This is a genomic window from Microbacterium neimengense, from assembly GCF_054782995.1.
The window spans coordinates 136,641-157,220 of sequence record NZ_BAAGRK010000003.1 but is presented as its reverse complement, the minus strand read 5'-3'; the positions used below and the strand labels follow the sequence as shown (position 1 = coordinate 157,220).

Sequence of the window (20,580 nt, the reverse complement as noted above, 5' to 3'; positions counted from 1 at the left end):
CGCCGTAGGCTACTGGGGTGACCACAGCCCTCTACCGCCGTTACCGTCCCGAGGCGTTCGGTGAGATGATCGGGCAGTCCCAGGTGACCGATCCGCTCATGACGGCCCTGCGCGGCGACCGCATCGGCCACGCCTACCTCTTCTCCGGTCCGCGCGGATGCGGCAAGACCACCAGCGCCCGCATCCTCGCGCGGTGTCTGAACTGCGCCGAGGGGCCCACCGACACCCCGTGCGGCACGTGCGACAGCTGTGTCGAGCTCGGCCGCGGCGGCGGCGGTTCCCTCGATGTCGTCGAGATCGACGCGGCCAGCCACAACGGTGTCGACGACGCGCGCGATCTCCGCGAGCGGGCGATCTTCGCCCCTGCCCGCGACCGGTTCAAGATCTTCATCCTCGACGAGGCGCACATGGTCACCCCGCAGGGGTTCAACGCGCTGCTCAAGCTCGTCGAGGAGCCGCCCGCGCACGTCAAGTTCATCTTCGCCACGACCGAGCCCGAGAAGGTCATCGGCACCATCCGCTCGCGCACCCACCACTATCCGTTCCGTCTCGTGCCGCCCGCGGCGATGCTCGAGTACGTGCAGCAGATGTGCGAGACCGAAGGTGTTTCCGTCGAGCCCGGTGTGCTGCCGTTGGTCGTCCGGGCGGGCGGCGGGTCGCCGCGAGACACGCTGTCGCTGCTGGACCAGCTCATCGCCGGCTCCGAGAACGCGGCCATCGGCTACGAGCGTGCGGTCGCCCTGCTGGGCTACACGCACGCCGAACTGCTCGACGAGGTCGTCACCGCCTTCGGCGACCTCGACGCGGCGTCCGCGTTCGCCGCGGTCGACCGGGTGGTCCAGACGGGGCAGGACCCGCGGCGTTTCGTCGAAGACCTGCTCGAGCGCCTGCGCGATCTCATCGTCATCGCGGCCACCGGTGCGGGCGCGTCCGCAGTGCTGCGCGGCATCCCGTCCGATGAGCTCGAGCGCATGTCGCGTCAAGCCGAGATCATCGGCACCGCGCGTCTCTCGCGCACCGCCGACATCGTCGTGGCCGCCCTCGACGAGATGTCGGGGGCCACCTCTCCCCGCCTCCAGCTCGAGCTCATGGTCGCCCGGGTGCTCGCGAACGCTCCCATCGTCGGTTCGGCTCCCCATGTCCCCGCGGCTCCTGCGGTGGCGCGTCCCGCCTCAGCGGCGCCGACCGCCGCTCCCCGTGCGGCGGAGGCCGCGGCAGTACCGGTTCCGCCGGCGCCGGTGCCGTTCACAGAACCCGCACCCGCCGCATCCGCTCCCGTGGCCTCGGCCCCGTCCGCACCCGTCGCGGAGCCGGCGGCACCGTCCGCGCCCGCACGCGACGTCCCGGCGGGCCCCGTCACGGTGCAGCGGCTGCGTGACGCATGGCCCGAGGTCCTCGGGCGCCTTGAGAGCATCAGTCGCAGCTCGTGGCTGATCGCGACGGCGGCCCGCGTCGCAGCGCTCGAGGGCGACATCCTCACCCTCAGCTTCCGCAGCCAGAGCGACATCGCCGCCTTCAAGAAGCGCACGGCGGGCGCCGGGCCCAGCGAAGACCTGCGCCAGGCGATTCAGAGCGTGCTCGGTATCCGCGTGAAGTACATCGCACGCCACGACCAGGACACCGACCCCGCCCCGCCCGCGGATGCGGCTCCCGCGGCACCTCCCGCCCCGCCCCGCGCGGAACCGCCCGCTCCGCCGGCCGAGCGCCCGGGTCCTGCTCGTGCATCCTCCGCGGCTCCGGTCACGGAGTGGGCCGTCGCGCCGATCCCGACCTCGGATGCAGGGGAGTCGCCCGCGGCGCCCGTCGCCCAGCTGGCCGTCGACGAGGAGCCCGAAGACGCCCAGGCATCTGCGACGCGCACGCTGACTGTCGCGCCCCCCGACGGCGCCGTGCTGCCCGCGGCCGAGGTGGCGACCCCGTTCGATCCGGAAGAACCGGTCGATCCCGCCGACGAAGAGATGTACCCGACGGATGCGGCGGCCATCCCGCCCGTCGTCCCGCCGCCGGCGCCTGTGCGCTCCGCACCAGCCGACGGCATCCAGCGCTACGGCGAGGCGGTGGTGCGCCAGGTCCTCGACGCGCGCTTCGTGCGTGAAGAGCCCTACCAGCAGCCGACGAGGTTCTCCTGATGTACGACGGCATCGTCCAGAACCTGATCGACGAGTTCGGGCGCCTGCCGGGGATCGGCCCGAAGTCCGCGCAGCGGATCACGTTCCACATCCTGCAGACGCCGAACTTCGACGTGTCCCAGCTCGCCAAGCTCCTCGTCGAGGTGCGTGAGAAGGTGCGCTTCTGCGAGATCTGCGGCAACGTGTCGGAGCAGGATCGCTGCGCGATCTGTCGCGACCCGCGGCGCAACGAAACGCTCATCTGCGTCGTCGAAGACGCGAAGGACGTGGCGGCGATCGAGCGCACGCGCGAGTTCCGCGGTCTCTACCACGTGCTCGGCGGCGCGATCAGTCCGATCGCGGGCGTCGGTCCCGACGACCTGCGCATCACGCAGCTCATGCAGCGTCTCGCCGACGGAACGGTTCAGGAGGTGATCCTCGCCACCAACCCGAACCTCGAGGGCGAGGCGACGGCGACCTACCTGAGTCGCCTGCTCACGACACTGTCGATCCGCGTGACCCGCCTGGCCTCCGGTCTCCCGGTCGGCGGCGACCTGGAGTACGCCGACGAGGTGACACTCGGACGGGCCTTCGAGGGCCGCCGCGCCGTCTGAACGACCGGCGTCAGTGGCCGCGTCCGGGCCCGTCGTAGCGCCGCAGCTTCGCACGCGAGCGTGTCACGCCCGACAGCGACGCCCGTACGGGCTGCCCGAGATACAGGCCGAGCGAGGCGCCGACGGCGAGGCTGATCCCGATGACGGCCGCGCTCACGAGCGTCGCGAACCCGGTCATCATCACGGACGTGTCGCCCGCGGACTCGACGACGCCGAGAAGCCCGCGGAACACGGCGGCGCCCGGCACCATCGGCAGGATCGCCGCCGTCGTCACCGCCACCGATGGGACGTGGAGGCGGAAGGCGATCACGATCCCGACGAAGCTCGCCGCGAAGGCTCCGATCCCACTCGCCGCGGCGACCTCCAGTCCCGCTGCCGCAGCGATCGTGTAGCCGCCCCACGCGACCAGGCTGAGCAGCGCACTGACGGCGACCACGCGTGCGCCGGCGCCGTTGAAGACGGCGACCGCGATCGCGATGATCGACGCGCCGACGAACTGCATGAGCGGCGGTCCGAGCGGTAGTGCCGTGTCGGGCGGCTCCATCGCGAGACCGATCACGCGCACGGTCTCGAGTCCCGCGAGGATCCCGATCACGACGCCGATCGTCTGCGTGACGAGCTCCAGGATGCGGCCGGTGGCCGTCAGGGCGAAGCCGTCGATCGCGTCCTGGGCGGCCCCGACCACGGTGAGACCTGCGAGCATGAGCACGATGCCGGCGGCGACGATGACCGAAGGGCGGATCTCCTCGGCGCCGGGGACCCCCAGGACCGCGAGGAAGCGGCTCATGGCCGCGATCACCGTGAGCACGAAGGCTCCGGCGACCTGGCTGAAGAAGTACGGCACGCGCGCCTTCGCGAGGGCGAACTGTGTGAGGGCGGCGCAGGCCGCCCCCGTGAATGCGAGAGCGATGAGCAGCCAGTTGGCGCCGAACATGACCGCGACGCCGACGGCGAGCGCGCCCTGGGCGGTGATGACCGCGGCGGGCGGATAGCGGAACGGAGCACGACGGATGCGCCGCGCCGCCGACTGCGCCTCATCGAGCCCCATGCCGGCGGAGATGTCCGCGACGAGCGCCTGCAGCCGCGTCAGACGGTCGTGATCGGGAGTGCTGCCGCGCACGACGCGAAGGAGCGTGACGGGGCGGGCGGCGCCCGAGCGGTGGTAGGCAGCCGTGATCGAGTTGTAGGTGACGTCCACGTGCACCGGGGTGAGGCCGTACACCTCGCACACGCGCACGATCGTCAGGGTGACCTCGCTCGCCGGCGCGCCCGCGACGAGCATCGTCTCGCCCATCCGGACCGCGAGATCCAGGATGCGGACGCTGAGGGCGTCGTCGACGACGGGGATGAGGTCCGTCGTGTCCATGGGCGGTTCCATGCGTCGGCGCGCGGGTCTGAGAAACCTCGGCAGGGCGGGGCGGGGGGACATCGAGCGCGTCGGCCTCCGTGTCGGCGGTGTCCTCTCGAGCGTAACCGCCGCGGTCCGAGCCCGCCGTCACATGGCGGGGACGGAATGTCGGGCTGCCTAAGATGGAGCGTTGGACGCCGCATCCGAGCGTTCCATCGTCGTCGCGCCGGACACGGCGCATCCCCGGGAGCAGCACAGTGGCGTTGATCGTCCAGAAGTACGGCGGGTCGTCGGTCGCCGACGCCGAGAGCATCAAGCGGGTCGCGAAGCGTATCGTCGACACCCGTCGCGCCGGCCACGACGTCGTCGTGGCGGTCAGCGCGATGGGCGACACGACCGACGAGCTTCTCGACCTCGCCAACGAGGTGGCGCCGATCCCCGCTCCCCGCGAGCTCGACATGCTGCTGTCCTCGGGTGAGCGCATCTCGATGGCGCTGTTGGCCATGGCGATCCATTCGATGGGGTTCGAGGCGCGCTCCTTCACCGGCAGCCAGGCCGGCATGATCACCGACGCGAAGCATGGCGCGGCCCGCATCGTCGATGTGACCCCGGTGCGTCTGCGCGAGGCGCTGGACGAGGGTGCCATCGTCATCGTCGCCGGTTTCCAGGGATTCAACCGCGACACCCGCGACATCACGACCCTCGGCCGCGGCGGCTCCGACACCACCGCCGTCGCTCTGGCGGCGGCCCTGGGCGCCGACGTGTGCGAGATCTACAGCGACGTCGACGGCATCTTCACCGCCGACCCCCGTGTCGTCCCGCGTGCCAGGAAGCTCCCCGTCGTCTCGACCGAGGAGATGTTGGAGCTCGCCGCCAACGGCGCGAAGGTGCTCTACATCCGCGCGGTCGAGTACGCGCGCCGTCACGGTGTCGTGATCCACGCGCGGTCCACCTTCAGCTCGAGCGAGGGCACCTACGTGCTCGACGCGCAGCAGCGTTCCGCCTACATCCCCGAGGGAGAAGCCATGGAAGAGCCGATCGTCGCCGGCGTCGCCACTGACCTCAGCCAGGCCAAGATCACCGTCATCGGTGTTCCCGATGTGCCGGGCAAGGCCGCAGAGATCTTCAAGATCGTCGCCAAGTCCGGCGCCAACGTCGACATGATCGTGCAGAACGTGTCGGCCGCGGCGACCGCGCGCACCGACATCTCCTTCACTCTGCCGAAGTCCGACGCGACGGCCGCGCTGAAGGCCCTGGCCGCCGACCAGTCGGATGTCGGGTTCGAGGCGCTCGTGCACGACGACCAGATCGGCAAGCTGTCGGTCGTGGGCGCGGGGATGCGGACGAACTCGGGCGTCAGTGCGACGCTGTTCGAGGCGCTGAGCACGGCGGGCATCAATATCGAGATGATCTCCACCTCGGAGATCCGCATCTCGGTCGTGTTGCGCGCCGACGACATCGCGGAAGCCGCGCGGGTCGTCCACACCGCCTACGGCCTCGACGGCGAGGGCGACGCGATCGTCTACGCCGGTAGCGGGCGCTGACCGGGCTCAGGCCTGCGGAGAGGCGGGCGCCGAGCGGCGCCGGTCCGGCAGCCGGTTCCAGAACGGCTCCGGCAGTCGCTCGCCCGACAGTGCCCAGACGATGACGTAGAGCACCGCTCCGACCAGGAAGAGCGCCAGCAGCACGACGCCGACCACGGCGCCGGGCGCCAGCGCGACGTAGAGGAGCGGTGCGAGCGCACGGCCGCGGCGGTAGGTCAACCTCGCCACCAGAGCGAGAGCGACGAAGAGAACAGCTGCGGTGTACGCGCTCACGACGCCGCCCAGGATGACGATCGTGCCCATCGGGTCGCCCGCGAGCGCGCTCGTCAGGATGCCGATCCCGGTCAGCACGAGTGCTCCCGCCAGGTAGATCGTGGAGAAGATGACGACCGGTCCCTGCGTCAGACGTGAGCGGACGATCGGCTCGAACAGTGGGCCCAGCCGTCGTCGAAGACGGCTCACCCACAGTGCGAGGAGCCCCAGTGACGCCGCCCACACGCAGACCTGCTCGAAGACGCCGACGACGGCCGGGGCATCCGTCGCGATACGCCGGCCGAACAGACCGGCTCCACATGCGCAGAGCACGAGCAGCACGGCGCTCGCGATGGTGACGATCAACAGCGGCGGAACCAGCAGGCGCGTGCTCGCCATCTCGAACGCCGTCTCGGTGTCGCTGTCCTGCGGTGACTCACCCAGCATCCGGGCGAGCTGGATCGCCGCATCCGCGTCGTCCTCCCGGCTGCTGATGACGGGCCACAGGCGCCGGGCCCACGGATGCGTCGGGTCGATCGCCAGCGCCGCGCTCAGGTGCTGCTCGGCCTCCTTGCGTCGACCCGCGCGTACAAGCACATCAGCCAGCTGCACGTGCAGGTCGGGATCGTCGGGTTGCTGGCGCAGTGCCTCGTCGAGCGCTTCGATCGCATCGCCCACCCGGCTGCAGCCGAGCATGACTTCGGCGTACACGGAGAGCGCCCAGGGGGTTTCGCCCGCCAGGCGCCGTACGGCGTTCGCACCGTCGGCGGCCTCATCCCACCGGTGCAGATCCAGCGCCGTGAGCGCCGAGAGGCGCCAGGCCCAGGCGTCGTGCGGGTAGAGCGCCACTGCCCGACGGGCAAGGTCGTCCGCTTCGTCGGGCCTCTTGAGCAGTCGCAGGCATTCCGCGCTGATCCGCAGCGCCGGCGCCGACTCGGGATGCTGGGCGAGTTGGCGGCCTGCCTCGCGGAGCGCCTCCTCATGGCGGCCGAGCTGGAGGAGCGTCTGCGCGTGCCTCAGAGTCGCGTCGGACGCCTCCCTCATCGCCGCCCGCCCTGACGCAGATACTCGCGCAGTTGTGCGAACGTCCCGTCGTCCTCCCCGAAGCGGACCACGTTGCGTGCCGACTCGAGCCAGGGTGCCGTGGACGGCGTGATCTGCGCGACGCTCTGCCGGAGATCCGCCATCCCGATGAGGCGCGCAACGCCGCTCCGACTGCTTTCGAGCAGCGCGTTCTCGCTCGCCAACTCGCAGACGTAGGCCAGATCGGCGCCGCTGAAGCCCTCGGTAGCGGCGGCGAGGGCGGCGAGGTCGACGCCTTCGACGGGGCGCCCCGCGAGGTGGTGACGCAGGATCGCCTGGCGTGCCTCCGCGTCCGGCGGCAGGACGAGCAGCGTGCGGTCGAGGCGCCCCGGCCGGCGAAGCGCCGGATCCACGTCCCAGGGCTGGTTGGTCGCGGCGAGCACGAACACACCCTCGTTGTCGCTGCCCAGACCGTCGAGCTCCTCCAGGAGCGAGACGACGACCCCGCGCATCCCGTTCTGCCGGGCGAGAGATCGGCGCTGACCGATCGCGTCGATCTCGTCGATGAAGAGGACGGTGGGGGCCTGCCTGCGGGCGAGTTGGAAGAGCTCACGCACGTTGCGCTCGCTGTCGCCCATGAACTGGCCGAGGATGTCGCTGAGCCCGACGCTCACGAACGAGGCGCCGAGCTCGCCCGCCACGGCGCGGGCCAGGAACGTCTTGCCGCATCCCGGTGGACCGTACATCAGGAGACCGCCACGCAGGCTCTTGCCGTACAGCGCCCGCAGTTGGGGGTTGCGCAGCGGTGCGAGGAAGGCGGACTCGAGACGCTCCTTGACCTCCCGCATCCCGCCGACATCGGCCAGTGTCACGGTCGAGCGCTGGATGTCGTGCTCGTCGAACGCGGGGGCGTCGTCGCCGATGAACGCGGGCTGCGCGATGTGGCCCACCTCGGCCTCTGCCGCCGACCAGTCGAACCCGGTGTCGCGCGGAGCCTGCGCGTCGGATGCGGGAAAGACGGGCGCCGGCGCCTCGGGAGCTGCGGGGGCTTGCAGGATGCGGGCGAGCATCTCGCGTGCACGGGAGTTGCCGGGGTCCGCGGCGAGAACGGTGCTGGCCTCCGCCAGCGCACGCTGGGTGTGGCCCCGATCCAGCAGGACGGTCGCGAGGTGCAGCCGCAGTTCCGCATCGGCCGGCGCTGCCGCGACCGCACGTGCGAGAGCGTCGATGACCGGATCCTCCACGGCATCCCCTTCCGTCCCCGCCATTGTCCGCCACGGCGCGGCGTCACAGAGCGCTTTCCCCAGGGATTCATCACCGCCGCCGCACGGTAGAATCGGGCAACCCCGCGCCCGTCCGGTCTGGATGCGGCGCGCCCTGCGACATCCCGAGGAACAGACATGACCCGCATCTCCGAATCCGGACTCTCCGTCGCCGTCGTCGGCGCCACCGGTCAGGTCGGCACCGTCATGCGCGAGATTCTCGCGGAGCGCTCCTTCCCGATCGGCGAGCTGCGCCTGTTCTCCACGGCACGCTCGGCCGGCACCGCCGTCGAATTCGGAGGCCAGACGGTCATCGTCGAAGACGTCGCCACGGCCGATCCCGCCGGCATCGACATCGCCCTCTTCTCCGCCGGCGCGACCGGCAGCCGCGCGCACGCGCCCCGCTTCGCCGAGGCCGGCGCGGTCGTCATCGACAACTCGAGCGCCTGGCGCAACGACCCCGAGGTCCCGCTGGTCGTCAGCGAGGTCAACCCGCACGCCATCGATGAGCGCCCCAAGGGCATCATCGCCAACCCCAACTGCACGACGATGGCCGCCATGCCGGTGCTGAAGGTCCTCGACGCCGAGGCGGGCCTCGAGCGGCTCATCGTGAGCACTTACCAGGCCGTGTCCGGGTCGGGCCTGGCCGGTGCGCAGGAGCTTCTCGGGCAGGTCGAGGGCGTCCTCGCCCAGGGCGACACCCTGCGCCTCGTGCACGACGGGTCGGCCGTCGACTTCCCGCAGCCGGAGAAGTACATCGCTCCCATCGCGTTCGATGTGATCCCCTTCGCCGGCAACCTCGTCGACGACGGCGACAACGAGACCGATGAGGAGAAGAAGCTCCGCAACGAGAGCCGCAAGATCCTCGAACTGCCGGAGCTGCGTGTGGCAGGCACCTGCGTGCGCGTCCCCGTCTTCACGGGACACTCGCTGTCGATCAACGTCGAGTTCGCGCGTGACATCACCCCCGAGCGCGCCCGCGAGCTGCTGGCGGCGGCGCCCGGCGTCGCGCTCGAGGAGGTCCCCACGCCCCTGCAGGCTGCGGGCAGCGACCCCAGCTACGTCGGTCGCATCCGCCGTGACCAGTCGGCCCCCGAGGGTAAAGGCCTCGTACTGTTCATCAGCAACGACAACCTCCGCAAGGGCGCAGCTCTCAACGCGGTGCAGATCGCCGAGATCGTCGCCGCCCGCCTGGGCGTCTCCGCCTGAGTCGCGCCTGCGGCAAGAACCGCGAAAGTTCCCGCGCGCGGCCCCTCCCACTGGCGGAGGGGCCGCGCGCGCCGCTTTAGACTTGTCGGGTGACAGGAAACGTCGACGTCCTCCTGATCGGTGGCGGCATCATGAGCGCCACACTCGGGACCTTTTTGCAGCAGCTCCAACCGGACTGGAAGATCGCGGTGTTCGAGCGCCTGGGCGAGGTCGCCCAGGAGAGCTCCAACGCGTGGAACAACGCCGGAACGGGGCATGCCGCGCTGTGCGAGCTGAACTACATGCCCGCGGCGCCCGACGGCTCGGTCGATCCCACCAAGGCCGTGGCGATCAACGAGCAGTTCCAGCAGAGCCGGCAGTTCTGGTCGACGCTCGTCGAGCGCGGTGTGCTCGCCGCCCCCGAGACCTTCATCAACCGCACGCCTCACATGACGTTCGTGCGCGGCGAGAAGGACGTGGCCTACCTCAAGCGCCGCTACGAGTCGCTGAAGCAGCAGCCGCTGTTCGAGGGCATCGAGTACAGCGAGGACTCCCGGGTCATCAACCAGTGGGCGCCGCTGCTCATGCAGCAGCGTCGCAAGGGCGAGCCGTTCGCCGCGACGCGGGTGCCCAGCGGCACCGACGTCGACTTCGGGTCGCTCACGCGCCAGCTGCTGGATTCGATGCAGCGAGGCGGCGCAGAGGTCCTTACGGGTCGAGAGGTGCGTTCGCTCAAGCGGCAGAAGGACGGCTCGTGGCAGGTGGGCTACCGTCACACGGTCGGTCGGACGCCGGGCCGCATCAACGCGCGCTTCGTGTTCATCGGTGCGGGCGGTTGGGCGATCAAGCTGCTGCAGCGCTCGCGCATCCCCGAGGCGAAGGGGTACGGCGTCTTTCCCATCGGCGGGCAGTGGCTCAAGACCAGCAACCCCGCCCTCGTGGCGCAGCACAAGGCGAAGGTCTACTCGCAGGCGTCCGTCGGCGCGCCGCCCATGTCGGTGCCGCACCTGGACACCCGCGTCGTCGACGGCGAGACCTCGCTGCTGTTCGGTCCTTTCGCGACCTTCAGCCCGAAGTTCCTGAAGAACGGCTCGCCCTGGGACATCGTCACGCAGGTGCGCCCCTCGAACCTCGGCAGCATGCTCACGGCCGGTGCCACGAACCTCAACCTCGTGAAGTACCTCGTCAGTGAGCTGTTGAAGACGCACAAGAAGAAGGTCGACAGTCTCCGCGAGTTCATGCCGTCAGCCGACGGAGAGGACTGGGAACTGCTGAACGCCGGTCAGCGCGCTCAGGTCATGAAGGGCGGCAAGCTGCAGTTCGGCACAGAGGTCGTCGCCTCGGCCGACGGCTCGATCGCGGGTCTGCTGGGGGCCTCCCCGGGTGCGTCCACGGCCGTGTCGATCATGCTGGGCCTGCTGAAGTCCTGCTTCGCGGACCGCATCGACGAGTGGGAGCCGCAGCTGCGGGAGCTCATCCCCAGCTACGGCAAGACACTGAACCCCGATCCCGCCGCGGCCGAGGCCTCCCTCGCGGCGACGGCTGAGGAGCTGCACCTCACGGTCTGAGCTGCGCGCTGGCCCGAGGCGGATGACGTGGGGCGCCTAGACTCTCTAGGTGGCCAAGCTCTACTTCCGCTACGGGGCGATGAACTCCGGCAAGTCGACCGCCCTGCTGCAGGCCGCGTACAACTACGAGGAACGCGGACAGCACGTCCTGCTGGCCAAGCCCGAGATCGACACGAAGGGCGCAGACCGCATCTCGAGCCGGCTCGGCGTCTCACGCGGAGTCGACTTCCTCATCCGACCCGATGACGATCTGCGTGAACTGTTCGCGACGCACCGCGCGCGGGTACGTGAGCGGGACGGCGTGGATGTGGCGTGTCTGCTGATCGACGAGGCACAATTCCTGACGCCCGCCCAGGTCGACGATCTCCTACGCATCGTGGTGCTGGACGGAGTGCCGATCCTCGCCTACGGCATCCGCACCGACTTCCAGACGCAGGCGTTCCCCGGCTCGCGCCGACTCATGGAGCTCGCTCACAGCCTGGAGGAGCTCAAGACGATCTGCCGCTGCGGCCGCAAGGCCCTTTTCAATGCGCGGCTGGTCGGAGGCCGCTTCGTCTTCGAGGGCGACCAGGTCGCGATCGATGAGCTCAGCCACGAGAAGGTGACGTACGAGTCGATGTGCGCCCAGTGCTACCTGACCGCATCCGGCGGGCGCCTCAGCTGACGGCCTCGGCGCTCTGGCGGCTGCGCGGCGGCCAGGGAACCAGCATCGAGGTCGTGCGTCGGTACTCGGCGTAGGCGGGGTACTTGCCCGCTGAGATCGATTCCGTGAACACGGTGGAGCCGATGAACAGCAGCGTCAACAGGATCGGTCCCGCGATCGTGACGTTGATCGCTCCGCCCAGGATGCCGGCGCCGGCGCTCAGCGCCGCGTTGGCGCCGATCAGATACAGCACCCACCACTGCGCCTGCTCGAAGAAGAAGTTGGGGTGGCGGCTGTAGCGGAAGAGTCCCGTCGTCACGAAGCCGGGCGCGAGCTCGCCGCTGGCTGCGGCCTTCGCCCGATGGAAGTTCCACTGCTGCTGGTCGGCGAGCCACTCACCGGCGAGGAACGCGAGGAACAGCAGCGCCCACACCGCATCCCAGCCGGTCAGCGGTGTCGCATTCAGCAGCGCTGCTGCCGCGGGCAGGGTGATCAGCACGAGCAGCGCGTTCTGGTACAGCACGATGAAGAAGAGGTTGAAGACCTGGAACTGCCAGGGCCGCATCCGGGCGCGCAGGATCGCCCAGCGGTAGTCCTCCATGCCGCTGTAGCCGCCCTTGCGGGCGAAGTTGAAGGTGAGTCGGGCTCCCCAGAGCGTCACGAGAACGGCCATCAGGACGAGCCGTGCGGCGTCGAGACCGCCGGCGATGGCGACGCCCGCGAAGATCCAGACGTACGCGACCGGCGCGATCGACCAGATCCGATCGACCCACGAAGTGTCCTTCGTGATCAGCGAAAGGACCCAGCACAGTGCGCACACCGCGCCGGCGAGCACAACAACCATCCCCAGAGCGCCCATGACGTCACCGTAGCGCTCGCACGTCGGCGCGGGGAAGGGTCAGCGGGTGGGGAGGGTGGGGATGAGGGTGTCGAGGTAGTCGGCGGTGTCCTGCCAGCCGTCGACCGCGTGGCAGGTGACGCCGAGGGCGAGGACGGGGTAGTCGTTGCCGTCGGGGTCGAGGCGGTCGCCGATGAAGAGCATGTCGTCGAGGCTGATGCCGGTGTGTTCGGCGAGGCGCTGCATGCCGTAGGCCTTGTCGATGCCGCGGTGGGTGATGTCGACGCTGGTGGATCCGCCGGAGCGGACTTCGAGGTCGGGGATGCGGGCGGCGACGGCTTCGCGGAGGGTGTTCTTCTTCTCACCGGTGGGGTCCCACGCGGTCTTCGCGTCGAGGGGTGCGGATTGGCCGAGGGCGGAGAAGGTGATCTGCGAGCCGCGGTCTTCGAGGATGGGGCCCCAGGTCTGCTCTGCCCAGAGCCCGAGGCGTTTGGCTTCTTCTTCGACGGCGGTCAGGGCGCGGGTCTTCTCGTCGTCGGTGAGGCTGTGGGCGTAGACGGTGGTGATGCCGGCGGGGGTGAGGCGGTAGTACTGGGTGCCGCAGGTGGGCAGCAGGTGCATGTGGTCGAGGATGTCGTCGGTGGTGTCGGGCAGCTGCTCGACGACCTGCGCGCGGAACTGCGCGAGCTGGCCGCCGGAGATGATCGCGACCTCCACCCGGGAGGCGAGAGCGAGCAGCAGGTCCGCGATCCGCGGATCGACCGCGCTCTTGGACGGGGCGAGCGTGTCGTCCAGATCGAACGCAACGAGCTTCGGCGGCTGAGTCATGACGGCTCTCCAGCGGGTGTCGGGTTCTGCCGGCGGCGCGGCGGAAGGATCTGAGCGCGGCGGCGCGGCTTCTTCCATCCTATCGGGGCGCGCCGCATCCGCCGTCCGCGCCCGCCTGCCCTTATCCCCTCACCCCTCACCCCTCACCCCTCACCCCTCACCGCGAGACTGCATTTTGGGCACGAGATCACGGTAGTTACCCGTGATCTCGTGCGGGAAACGCAGTCTCGCGGCGAGGATGCGGCAGGCCCGGAAAGCAAGAAGAGGTCGACCCGAAGGTCGACCTCTTCTGCTGTGCGGTCGGGGTGACAGGATTTGAACCTGCGGCCTCTTCGTCCCGAACGAAGCGCGCTACCAAGCTGCGCCACACCCCGTGGCAACCGTTCGAGTCTACCCCAGCCCGACCGATTCCCCGAATCGCAGGCCCGTCACAGACGCTGCTCGCGGTGGCGTCGCCACGCGAGGATGGATGCGGCCGCGCACCCGAGTGCGAGCGCGCCCACGCCGAGTCCCGCGACCGTGCGTGCAGAGGGTCCGCCGCTCAGCGCCAGCATGTCGACGAAGGTCGTCTCGCCGTCCTCCCCGCAGGTGCCTGTGTGCAGCACGACGAGTTCCGCGCCCGGCGCGGGCCGGTAGGCGAGCTCGGCGAGCCAGAGCTTCGTCCCCGCCTCATCCGAGGCCACTTCGGGAGAGACGTACTCACCGGATCCGGAGACCGCCACTGGAGCCGTCCGATGCTCGAGCGTCTCCGCGTCGCAGCGCGGCTCGGTGCCAGGCTCGTTGTGGAACACCGAGAACACCAGCTGCGCGTCCACGCCCTCGCCCAGCCCCGTGACGGTGGCCCGGTCGACGTAGGGATCGCCGACGCCCACGTGTTCGACCGCGCGGGTGGTGACCTCGGGCTGCTCGACGAACGTGGTCTCCTCGGCCAGTCCGCAGGATCCGCGAGCGAGCAGGCGGGCCTCGCCGCCCTCGGGCGTGTGCCAAAGTGACTCGATCCAGTAGTGAACGCCGGCGCCGTGGAGGCGCACCGCGGGTGAAGCGTGCTCGCCCGCGGCGGTCACGGCGACGGGAGAAGCGGAGGTGTCCGCGACACGCGTCTCGGTCGTGCACGCATCCGCCGGATCGACGCCCTCGGGAGCCTGGAAGACCTCGAAGCTCAGCCACGTGGTGCCCGCGGTGGGCACGAGGCCCTCGACCACCGCAGTGTCGACCGCGGCGCCACCGAGTCCCACGGTGCTGACCGCCCGCGTCGACACCGTCGGCAGGGGAGCACGGGTCGTCTCGCTCTCGACCCCGCACGCGCCCTCATGTATGAGGCGACCCTCGATATCGGTGGCGCGTTCACGCCACACATAAGTGCCGAAGTCGGGGGCGACGGGCCCGGCGACGCGCACCGACCCAGGCTCCGCCACGCGCACCGGCTCCTCCGGTCCCTGCCAGATGAGATTCTCCGACGTGCAGGCGTCCGTCGCCGCAATGCCGTCGGGAACGCGGAACACGGATGCGGTCACGAGAACTCCCGACGAGGGCAGGGGCGCCGCGACGATCACCTCGTCGGACATCCGCTCGCCGACGGCCACAACAGGGTCGGCTTTGGAGGACACCTGCGGAACCATCGTGATCTGGCTCTGCACCCCGAACCGCTCCTGCCAGGCGTAGTCCGCGGTGAGCGCCGCAGCGGTCTCGTCGCTCTGCCTGGACCGTTCGATGCGCCAGACGGCGGTGTAGAAGCCGGGACCGGGCAGCGGCTCGGCGGACTCGACCCGGTACGGGGCCGTCGGTCCGATGGCGGGGTTGGTCGTCACCTCGAGCGCGGCGACCTCCTCCGCGTCTGTGGGGGGAGTGTCGGTGAGCTGCGGCTCCGCCTCGGTCCGGTACAGCGTCGCGGTCGCCGTGACCGGAAGGTAGCCGCCGTCCTCTGTACGTCCCCACGCTCCGCGGGCGCTGGCGAACGTCACGTCGTCGACGTAGGAGCCGCCTGGGACGTACCGCGACACCACCTGTGTCGTGACGACCGGGTCGAACGTCGTGTCGCGCTCGTGCTCGTCGGCGCCTGCGAGTGGGAACTCGAGACGGCCACCCGGTCCTGCCGTGTCCTGGCCGCCCGGCGTGGTGAAGTGTCGCACGACGGGCAGAAACCCGCCGACGAACTGTCCCTCGCCGGAAACGCGGAAGCGGGTTCCTCCGGCGGGAGCAGCCGCGACGATGTCGTACGCCACACCGATTGCGGCATCATCGCGTGTGGCCGCGCCGGTGTCGGCGAACACGGCGTTCTGCAGCGTGATCCGCCCCCGCGCGCCGGCCGCATCCGCGACGGCGGTCACCGTGCCGCGCAGGGGAGAGGCCGCATCCGTCGCGAACTGCAGCGACCCCGTGGCCGTCATCTGTCCGGCGGGCAGCGCCATCGCCTCGGCGTAGTACGCCGCCGCGAGGTTCTGCACCGCGCCGTTGTGCTCGGGCGCGACATGGCGGAACACCCAGTCGATCGCGCCCTGCAGAGTGTCGCCGGGGTAGCCGAAGTGGTGCAGCGATTCGTTCCAGTTGGCGATCGCCTTGACCGCCCAGGCGACCGCCGCGGCCTGCACCGGGTCGCCGGTCTGCCCGTAGGTCGAGACGAGCATGTTGATGGCCGTGAGCCGGTGCGGATCGAGGCCCGCGGCATTCGGGCTCAGCCCGTTGTCGACGCTGTCGCCGGTGGGCAGCGGACGCCCCGGGAAGATGCAATAGGTGTGCACGCCGTTGATCGCCATCGACCCGTGCCACCCGTAGCGGGTGGAACTTGCCCACTCTCCGAACCCGGTTCCGGGGGATGCGGCGGACGCGGGCATGATCGACACGACAGCGGCGACGACGGCGGCGGCGAGGACGAGGAGGGCGGCGAGCACGCGTTTCATGTCCCGATGCTCGGACGGCGCCGGCTGGCGGCACCGCCGGAAGGCGGCGAACGGGGACGGCGCGCCCGCCGCATCCGGATGTGGAGAACCGGATGCGCTCCGTCAGGACGCGGGAACCAGCGTCAGCAGCGACGCCTCGGGGCGGCAGCCGAAGCGCACCGGCGCGAAGATCGAGTGGCCGATGCCGGCGCTCACATTGAGGGGGACGCGACGTCCGCCGTGGGCCCAGGTGCTCAGGCCTCGTGCCTGATCGAGCGGGATGTCGCAATTGGCGACGAGGGCGGTGGGTGAGAAGGGGATGCGGACCTGGCCGCCGTGGGTGTGCCCGGCCAGCAGCAGATCGGCGTCGAGTTCGACGAAGGAATCGAGCACCCGCCGGTACGGCGCGTGTGTCACGCCCAGCACGAGGTCGGCCTCGCCCGCGGCGCGCTGTTCGGCGCGCTTCGGGATGAGGGCGGCGGTGTCGTCCCAGTGCCGATGGGCGTCGTTCACGCCGAAGGCATCGATGCGCAGACCCGCGACTTCGAGGGTCGCCGCGGTGTTGTCGAGCGCGTGCCATCCGAGCTCGTCGGTGAGGAAGCGGTCAAGGGCGCCAGTGTCGAGCGACTCGGCCGAACGATGCGCCTTCGACGGTCCCGTGAAGTAGCGCAGCGGGTTGCGCGGAGAGGGCGCGTACAGATCGTTGGAGCCATGCACGTACACGCCGGGCACACCCCGCAGGCCGGCGAACGCGTGGCGGATGCCGGCGAGACCCTCCGCGTGACCGAGGTTGTCACCCGTGTTCACGACGAGGTCGGGTGCGAGCTCCGCCAGACGCGCGATCCACTCCTGCTTGCGCTGCTGCCACGGCGCCATGTGGGCGTCGGACAGGTGCAGCACGCGCAGCTCTCGTGCGCCCGCGGGCAGGATCGGCAGGGTGTGCTCGCGCAGCGCGAACAGATACCGTTCGACGCCAATGCCCCACACCGCAGCGCCCACGCCGACCGCCCCCACCGCTGTGACAGCGGTGAGGGCGGTACGGCTCGGACTGCCGGTCAACAGCTCTTCTTGGCGTAGTTGATCAGAATCTGCGAGCCGCGGTTGACGGCGGTGCCGGCGGCGGGATTGGTGCCCGTCGCGCGACTCTCGTTGTCGGGCAACCTGTCGTCCGGGGTGCAGGTTCCCAGCGCGATGGAGGTGAATCCCGCATCTTGGAGCGTCTTCTGCGCGTCCTGCACCTTGCCGCTGACGGCGGGGACGGTGGCACCCTGACCGTTGCTGGGGTTGATCGTGACGGTCGTGCCACCCGCGACCTGTCCGGCGCCCGGGCTCTGCGCAGCGACGATGTTCGTCGGCTGGTCGGAGTCGACCGGGTCGCCCACGGTCACCTGGAAGCCGGCCGCCTCCAGCGTCGCCTGGGCCTGTTCGACGGTCTGGCCCACCACGTTGGGCAGATCCTTCAGCACGCGCTTGGTCAGGTTGGGATCCGGCGCCGGGAAGCCGTCGGCCGGGTAGAGCTGGTCCGCGGCGCGCTGCAGGTTCTTGGCGAGCGTGTAGCGGATGTTCTGCAGGCCGCGACCGAACATGTCGTTCTCGCCGGACACCGTGCCGACCAGTGCGGCGTTGACGACGCGGGTGCTTCCCTCGATCATCCAGGTCTGCAGCGCCTCGTGCGTACCGGTCTTGCCGATCAGCTGCGTGCCGTCGTTCGGGTTGGCTCCACCGCCGGTGCCGCCGTTCATGACGCCTCGGAGCGCGTAGGCCGCCGTCGCGGCGACCTCGGGGGAGATCACCTGCTCACAGGTGCGCTCGGGCGCCTTCAACTCGTTGCCCGAGGTGTCGGTGACGCGATCGATGACGCGCGGCTGGCAGTAGACGCCGTTGTTCGAGATGGTGGCGTAGGCGCCTGCCATCGCCATGGGCGACACCTTGTCGACGCCGATGACCTCGGCGGGGTACTGCATCGTGATGTCCGATCCGTTGCCGAAGGTCACGCCCATCTTCTTGGCGGTCTTCGCGATGTCGCACATGTCTAGCTGCTCGGCCATCGCGAGGTAACCGGTGTTCAGCGACTGCGCGGTGAAGGCCATTGGCGTGCTCACGCTGCCGCCCACCTTGCCGAAGTTGTTGATCGGCGTGTTGTTGACGATGTTGCCCGTGCAGGAGTTCGTGAAGTTCTTGAACACCCGCATCCGGCCATCCAGCACCTCGTTCACGGACCGCCCCTGCTCGAGCCAGTCGACGAGGGTGAAGAGCTTGAACGTCGATCCGGCTTCGAAGCCCTCGGAGTTTCCGAACATCGAGTCTCCCGCGTACACGAGTGAGCTGTAGCCCTCGCCGGCGTTGGCCTCTTCGGAGAAGTTCGTGTTCTGCCCGATCGCGAGCACGCGGCCGGTCTGCGCCTCGATGCTCACCGTGGATGCGGCGAACTGGATGCCGGAGATCGATGCGGGTGCGTTGTCGCGCATGCTGACGTTCGCGGTGTTCTGCAGCGACGGGTCGAGCGTCGTGTAGATCTGCAGGCCGCCGCGGCGAAGCGCCATCGCGCGGTCCTCGGCAGTGGCGCCGAAGGCGGGGTCGTTCTTCACGACGGAGACGACGTACTGGCAGAAGTACGGTGCGCCGGTCGACGCGCAGCCCGAGGTGGGTTGCGTGATCTGCGGCGTGATGGGCTCCGCCACAGCGGCGTCGTGCTGCTCCTGCGTGATCTTGCCGTCGGTGAGCATGCGGTCGAGCACGTACGTCTGCCGCTTCTTGGTCAGCGCGTAGCCGTCGGCCGCGCCGTTCGTCTCGCGATCGGGCTGATCGATGCGGTACGTGTTCGGGTTCTGCACGATGCCCGCGAGGGTCGCCGCCTGGCTGAGGCTGAGGTTGGCGGCGGGAACACCGAAGTAGTAGCGGGCGGCGGCGTCGATGCCGTACGTGATTCCGCCGAAGTTGGCGATGTTCAGATACCCGAGCAGGATGTCGTTCTTCGAGTACTTCTGCTCGAGTCCGATCGCGTAGCGCATCTCCTGGAGCTTGCGTTCGATGCCGCTCGAGCCCGAGGAGTCGGTCGCCTGCAGGAAGCACGACTGCCGCTCGTCCTCGCTCTGCGCGTTCCACTCGCAGCGCTGGATGAGGATGTTCTTGACGTACTGCTGGCTGATCGTCGATCCGCCCTGCGTGTTGCCGCCACCCTCGAGGTTGGAGAGCACGGCGCGCGTCGTGCCGATCAGGTCGACGCCGCCGTGGTCGTAGTAGCGCGGGTCTTCGCTCGAGAGGATCGCGTCGTACATGACGGTTGCGATCTGGTCGAACGTGACCGGCGAGCGGTTCTGGTCGTAGAAGGAGGTCTGCGGCGCGTAGTTGCCCGAGCCGTCCTTCCAGTAGATCGTCGACGGTTCCATGATGTCGTCGATCTCGAGGTAGTTCGGCATGTTGTCGAACAGCTTGATCGCCTGCGAGGTTGCGGCGCCGGTGACGGCGATGGCGGGCGTGACCGTGGCGGTGATGAGAACACCGGCGACGACGCTCAGGCCGACGAGTCCGGCGAGGCCAGAGAGCACACCGGTGGCCGTGCGTTTCTTATCGGGCATAGGGTGATCGTAAGCCAGGATGCTGGGCGAACACTCGAAGGCGCCGCATCCGGTTCCCGCTGTTTCCGGGGCTCAGACCCCCTCCTCACCCACGAACGGGAGACGCCGTGACCACCTGGGAGTACCTCACCACTCCGCTGTTGATCCACAACACCGCCGCCATCTTGAACAGCTGGGGCAAGCAGGGCTGGGAGCTCGTTCAGGTCGTGCAGGGCCCCGAAGGCGGTCTTGTCGCCTACTTCAAACGCCCGGTCGGCACGGATGCGGCCGCCAACACCGGCCTCGGTGCGGCGCAGGTCGCCGCGCGCCAGTTCGAAGGAGAGAACGCATGAGCACCGTGTCCGAACGACTCGCGGAGCTGGGGATCGACCTGCCGGAGGTCGTGCCGCCCGTCGCGTCCTACATCCCCGCCAAAGCCTTCGGCGACCTCGTGCACACGGCCGGCCAGCTGCCGTTCGTGGCGGGTCAGCTCCCCGCGACGGGCAAGGTCGGCGAGGGCGAGGGCCTCGTTGCGCCGGCGGATGCCGCGACCTACGCCCGCCAGTCGGCGCTGAACGCGGTGGCAGCGGCAGCGGCCGCCGTGGGAGGCGTCGACCGCCTGACCGGTGTGCTGAAGGTGACCGGCTTCGTGTCGTCGGTGCCGGAGTTCACCGGACAGCCCGGCGTGATCAACGGCGCCAGCAACGTGCTCGCCGAGATCTTCGGTGAGTCCGGCCGTCATGCCCGTTCCGCCGTAGGCGTGCCCGTGCTCCCGCTCGACAGCCCCGTCGAGGTCGAGGTCGTCTTCACGCTCGCCTGAGGCGCCACCCGCGCAGGAGCCCCGCGCCCCCCAAGGTCGCGGGGCTCCTGCGTGTACCCGACCCGTGGCTCGCACTCCGACAGCACGGTTCGGCGTTCCACGGTTTCGCGA

At 69.8% G+C, this 20,580-nt stretch carries 16 protein-coding genes and 1 tRNA gene; 8 read left to right on the top strand and 9 right to left on the bottom strand.

The window, feature by feature from the left end; all coding sequences use genetic code 11:
• Window positions 1-17: 17 nt before the first annotated feature.
• Together ACYVJS_RS03375 and recR are read left to right on the top strand one after the other, a co-directional pair.
• Window positions 18-2,129: a DNA polymerase III subunit gamma and tau gene (locus ACYVJS_RS03375; RefSeq protein ID WP_460737776.1), complete on the top strand. Its 2,112-nt coding sequence runs from the start codon at window positions 18-20 to the stop codon at window positions 2,127-2,129.
• A complete protein-coding gene (gene recR, locus ACYVJS_RS03370; protein ID WP_460737774.1) occupies window positions 2,129-2,722 on the top strand; it encodes a recombination mediator RecR in 594 nt (197 codons plus the stop codon). Before ACYVJS_RS03375 ends, recR begins: the two co-directional genes overlap by 1 nt.
• A gap of 10 nt (window positions 2,723-2,732) precedes the next feature.
• Here recR and ACYVJS_RS03365 read toward each other — a convergent pair whose 3' ends face one another.
• Window positions 2,733-4,088, bottom strand: a complete 1,356-nt coding sequence (locus tag ACYVJS_RS03365; RefSeq protein WP_460737772.1) for a threonine/serine exporter family protein — start codon at window positions 4,086-4,088, stop codon at window positions 2,733-2,735.
• 239 nt (window positions 4,089-4,327) lie between these two features.
• Here ACYVJS_RS03365 and ACYVJS_RS03360 point away from each other — a divergent pair, with 239 nt between their 5' ends.
• Window positions 4,328-5,614: an aspartate kinase gene (locus ACYVJS_RS03360; RefSeq protein WP_460737770.1), complete on the top strand. Its 1,287-nt coding sequence runs from the start codon at window positions 4,328-4,330 to the stop codon at window positions 5,612-5,614.
• Window positions 5,615-5,620: 6 nt separating this feature from the next.
• Here ACYVJS_RS03360 and ACYVJS_RS03355 read toward each other — a convergent pair whose 3' ends face one another.
• Window positions 5,621-6,910, bottom strand: a complete 1,290-nt coding sequence (locus ACYVJS_RS03355) for a tetratricopeptide repeat protein (RefSeq protein WP_460737768.1) — start codon at window positions 6,908-6,910, stop codon at window positions 5,621-5,623.
• Window positions 6,907-8,133: an ATP-binding protein gene (locus ACYVJS_RS03350; protein WP_460737766.1), complete on the bottom strand. Its 1,227-nt coding sequence runs from the start codon at window positions 8,131-8,133 to the stop codon at window positions 6,907-6,909. Before ACYVJS_RS03350 ends, ACYVJS_RS03355 begins: the two co-directional genes overlap by 4 nt.
• Window positions 8,134-8,289: 156 nt before the next feature.
• On the opposite strand from ACYVJS_RS03350, the gene ACYVJS_RS03345 reads away from it, so the two are divergent.
• The 3 genes from ACYVJS_RS03345 (at window position 8,290) to ACYVJS_RS03335 (ending at window position 11,571) form a co-directional block, all read left to right on the top strand.
• Entirely contained in the window at window positions 8,290-9,360 is a 1,071-nt protein-coding gene (locus ACYVJS_RS03345; protein WP_460737764.1) for an aspartate-semialdehyde dehydrogenase, read from the top strand.
• A gap of 89 nt (window positions 9,361-9,449) precedes the next feature.
• Window positions 9,450-10,907, top strand: coding sequence for a malate dehydrogenase (quinone) (gene mqo, locus ACYVJS_RS03340; RefSeq protein WP_460737762.1), 1,458 nt, complete (start codon window positions 9,450-9,452; stop codon window positions 10,905-10,907).
• A 49-nt stretch (window positions 10,908-10,956) separates the two neighbouring features.
• Entirely contained in the window at window positions 10,957-11,571 is a 615-nt protein-coding gene (locus ACYVJS_RS03335) for a thymidine kinase (RefSeq protein WP_460737761.1), read from the top strand.
• Here the strand turns inward: ACYVJS_RS03335 and ACYVJS_RS03330 are convergent.
• The 6 genes from ACYVJS_RS03330 to ACYVJS_RS03305 all read right to left on the bottom strand — a co-directional run bounded on the left by ACYVJS_RS03330 (window position 11,564) and on the right by ACYVJS_RS03305 (window position 19,670).
• Complete coding sequence (locus ACYVJS_RS03330) at window positions 11,564-12,409, bottom strand: DUF1295 domain-containing protein (protein ID WP_460737759.1); 846 nt, start codon at window positions 12,407-12,409, stop codon at window positions 11,564-11,566. The two genes, ACYVJS_RS03335 and ACYVJS_RS03330, sit on opposite strands and share 8 nt — an antisense overlap.
• A 39-nt stretch (window positions 12,410-12,448) precedes the next feature.
• Window positions 12,449-13,216, bottom strand: a complete 768-nt coding sequence (locus tag ACYVJS_RS03325) for an HAD-IIB family hydrolase (protein ID WP_460737757.1) — start codon at window positions 13,214-13,216, stop codon at window positions 12,449-12,451.
• 300 nt (window positions 13,217-13,516) lie between these two features.
• Window positions 13,517-13,590 (bottom strand) — tRNA-Pro (locus ACYVJS_RS03320).
• 54 nt (window positions 13,591-13,644) lie between these two features.
• Complete coding sequence (locus ACYVJS_RS03315; protein WP_460737754.1) at window positions 13,645-16,113, bottom strand: hypothetical protein; 2,469 nt, start codon at window positions 16,111-16,113, stop codon at window positions 13,645-13,647.
• A gap of 102 nt (window positions 16,114-16,215) precedes the next feature.
• Window positions 16,216-17,151 (bottom strand): metallophosphoesterase, encoded by a 936-nt coding sequence (locus ACYVJS_RS03310; RefSeq protein ID WP_460737752.1) that lies wholly within the window; start codon window positions 17,149-17,151, stop codon window positions 16,216-16,218.
• Entirely contained in the window at window positions 17,148-19,670 is a 2,523-nt protein-coding gene (locus tag ACYVJS_RS03305) for a transglycosylase domain-containing protein (protein WP_460737750.1), read from the bottom strand. Before ACYVJS_RS03305 ends, ACYVJS_RS03310 begins: the two co-directional genes overlap by 4 nt.
• Window positions 19,671-19,777: 107 nt before the next feature.
• On the opposite strand from ACYVJS_RS03305, the gene ACYVJS_RS03300 reads away from it, so the two are divergent.
• Both ACYVJS_RS03300 and ACYVJS_RS03295 read left to right on the top strand, forming a co-directional pair.
• Complete coding sequence (locus ACYVJS_RS03300) at window positions 19,778-20,002, top strand: DUF4177 domain-containing protein (protein ID WP_460737748.1); 225 nt, start codon at window positions 19,778-19,780, stop codon at window positions 20,000-20,002.
• Window positions 19,999-20,469 (top strand): RidA family protein, encoded by a 471-nt coding sequence (locus tag ACYVJS_RS03295; protein WP_243231519.1) that lies wholly within the window; start codon window positions 19,999-20,001, stop codon window positions 20,467-20,469. Before ACYVJS_RS03300 ends, ACYVJS_RS03295 begins: the two co-directional genes overlap by 4 nt.
• Window positions 20,470-20,580 lie beyond the last annotated feature (111 nt).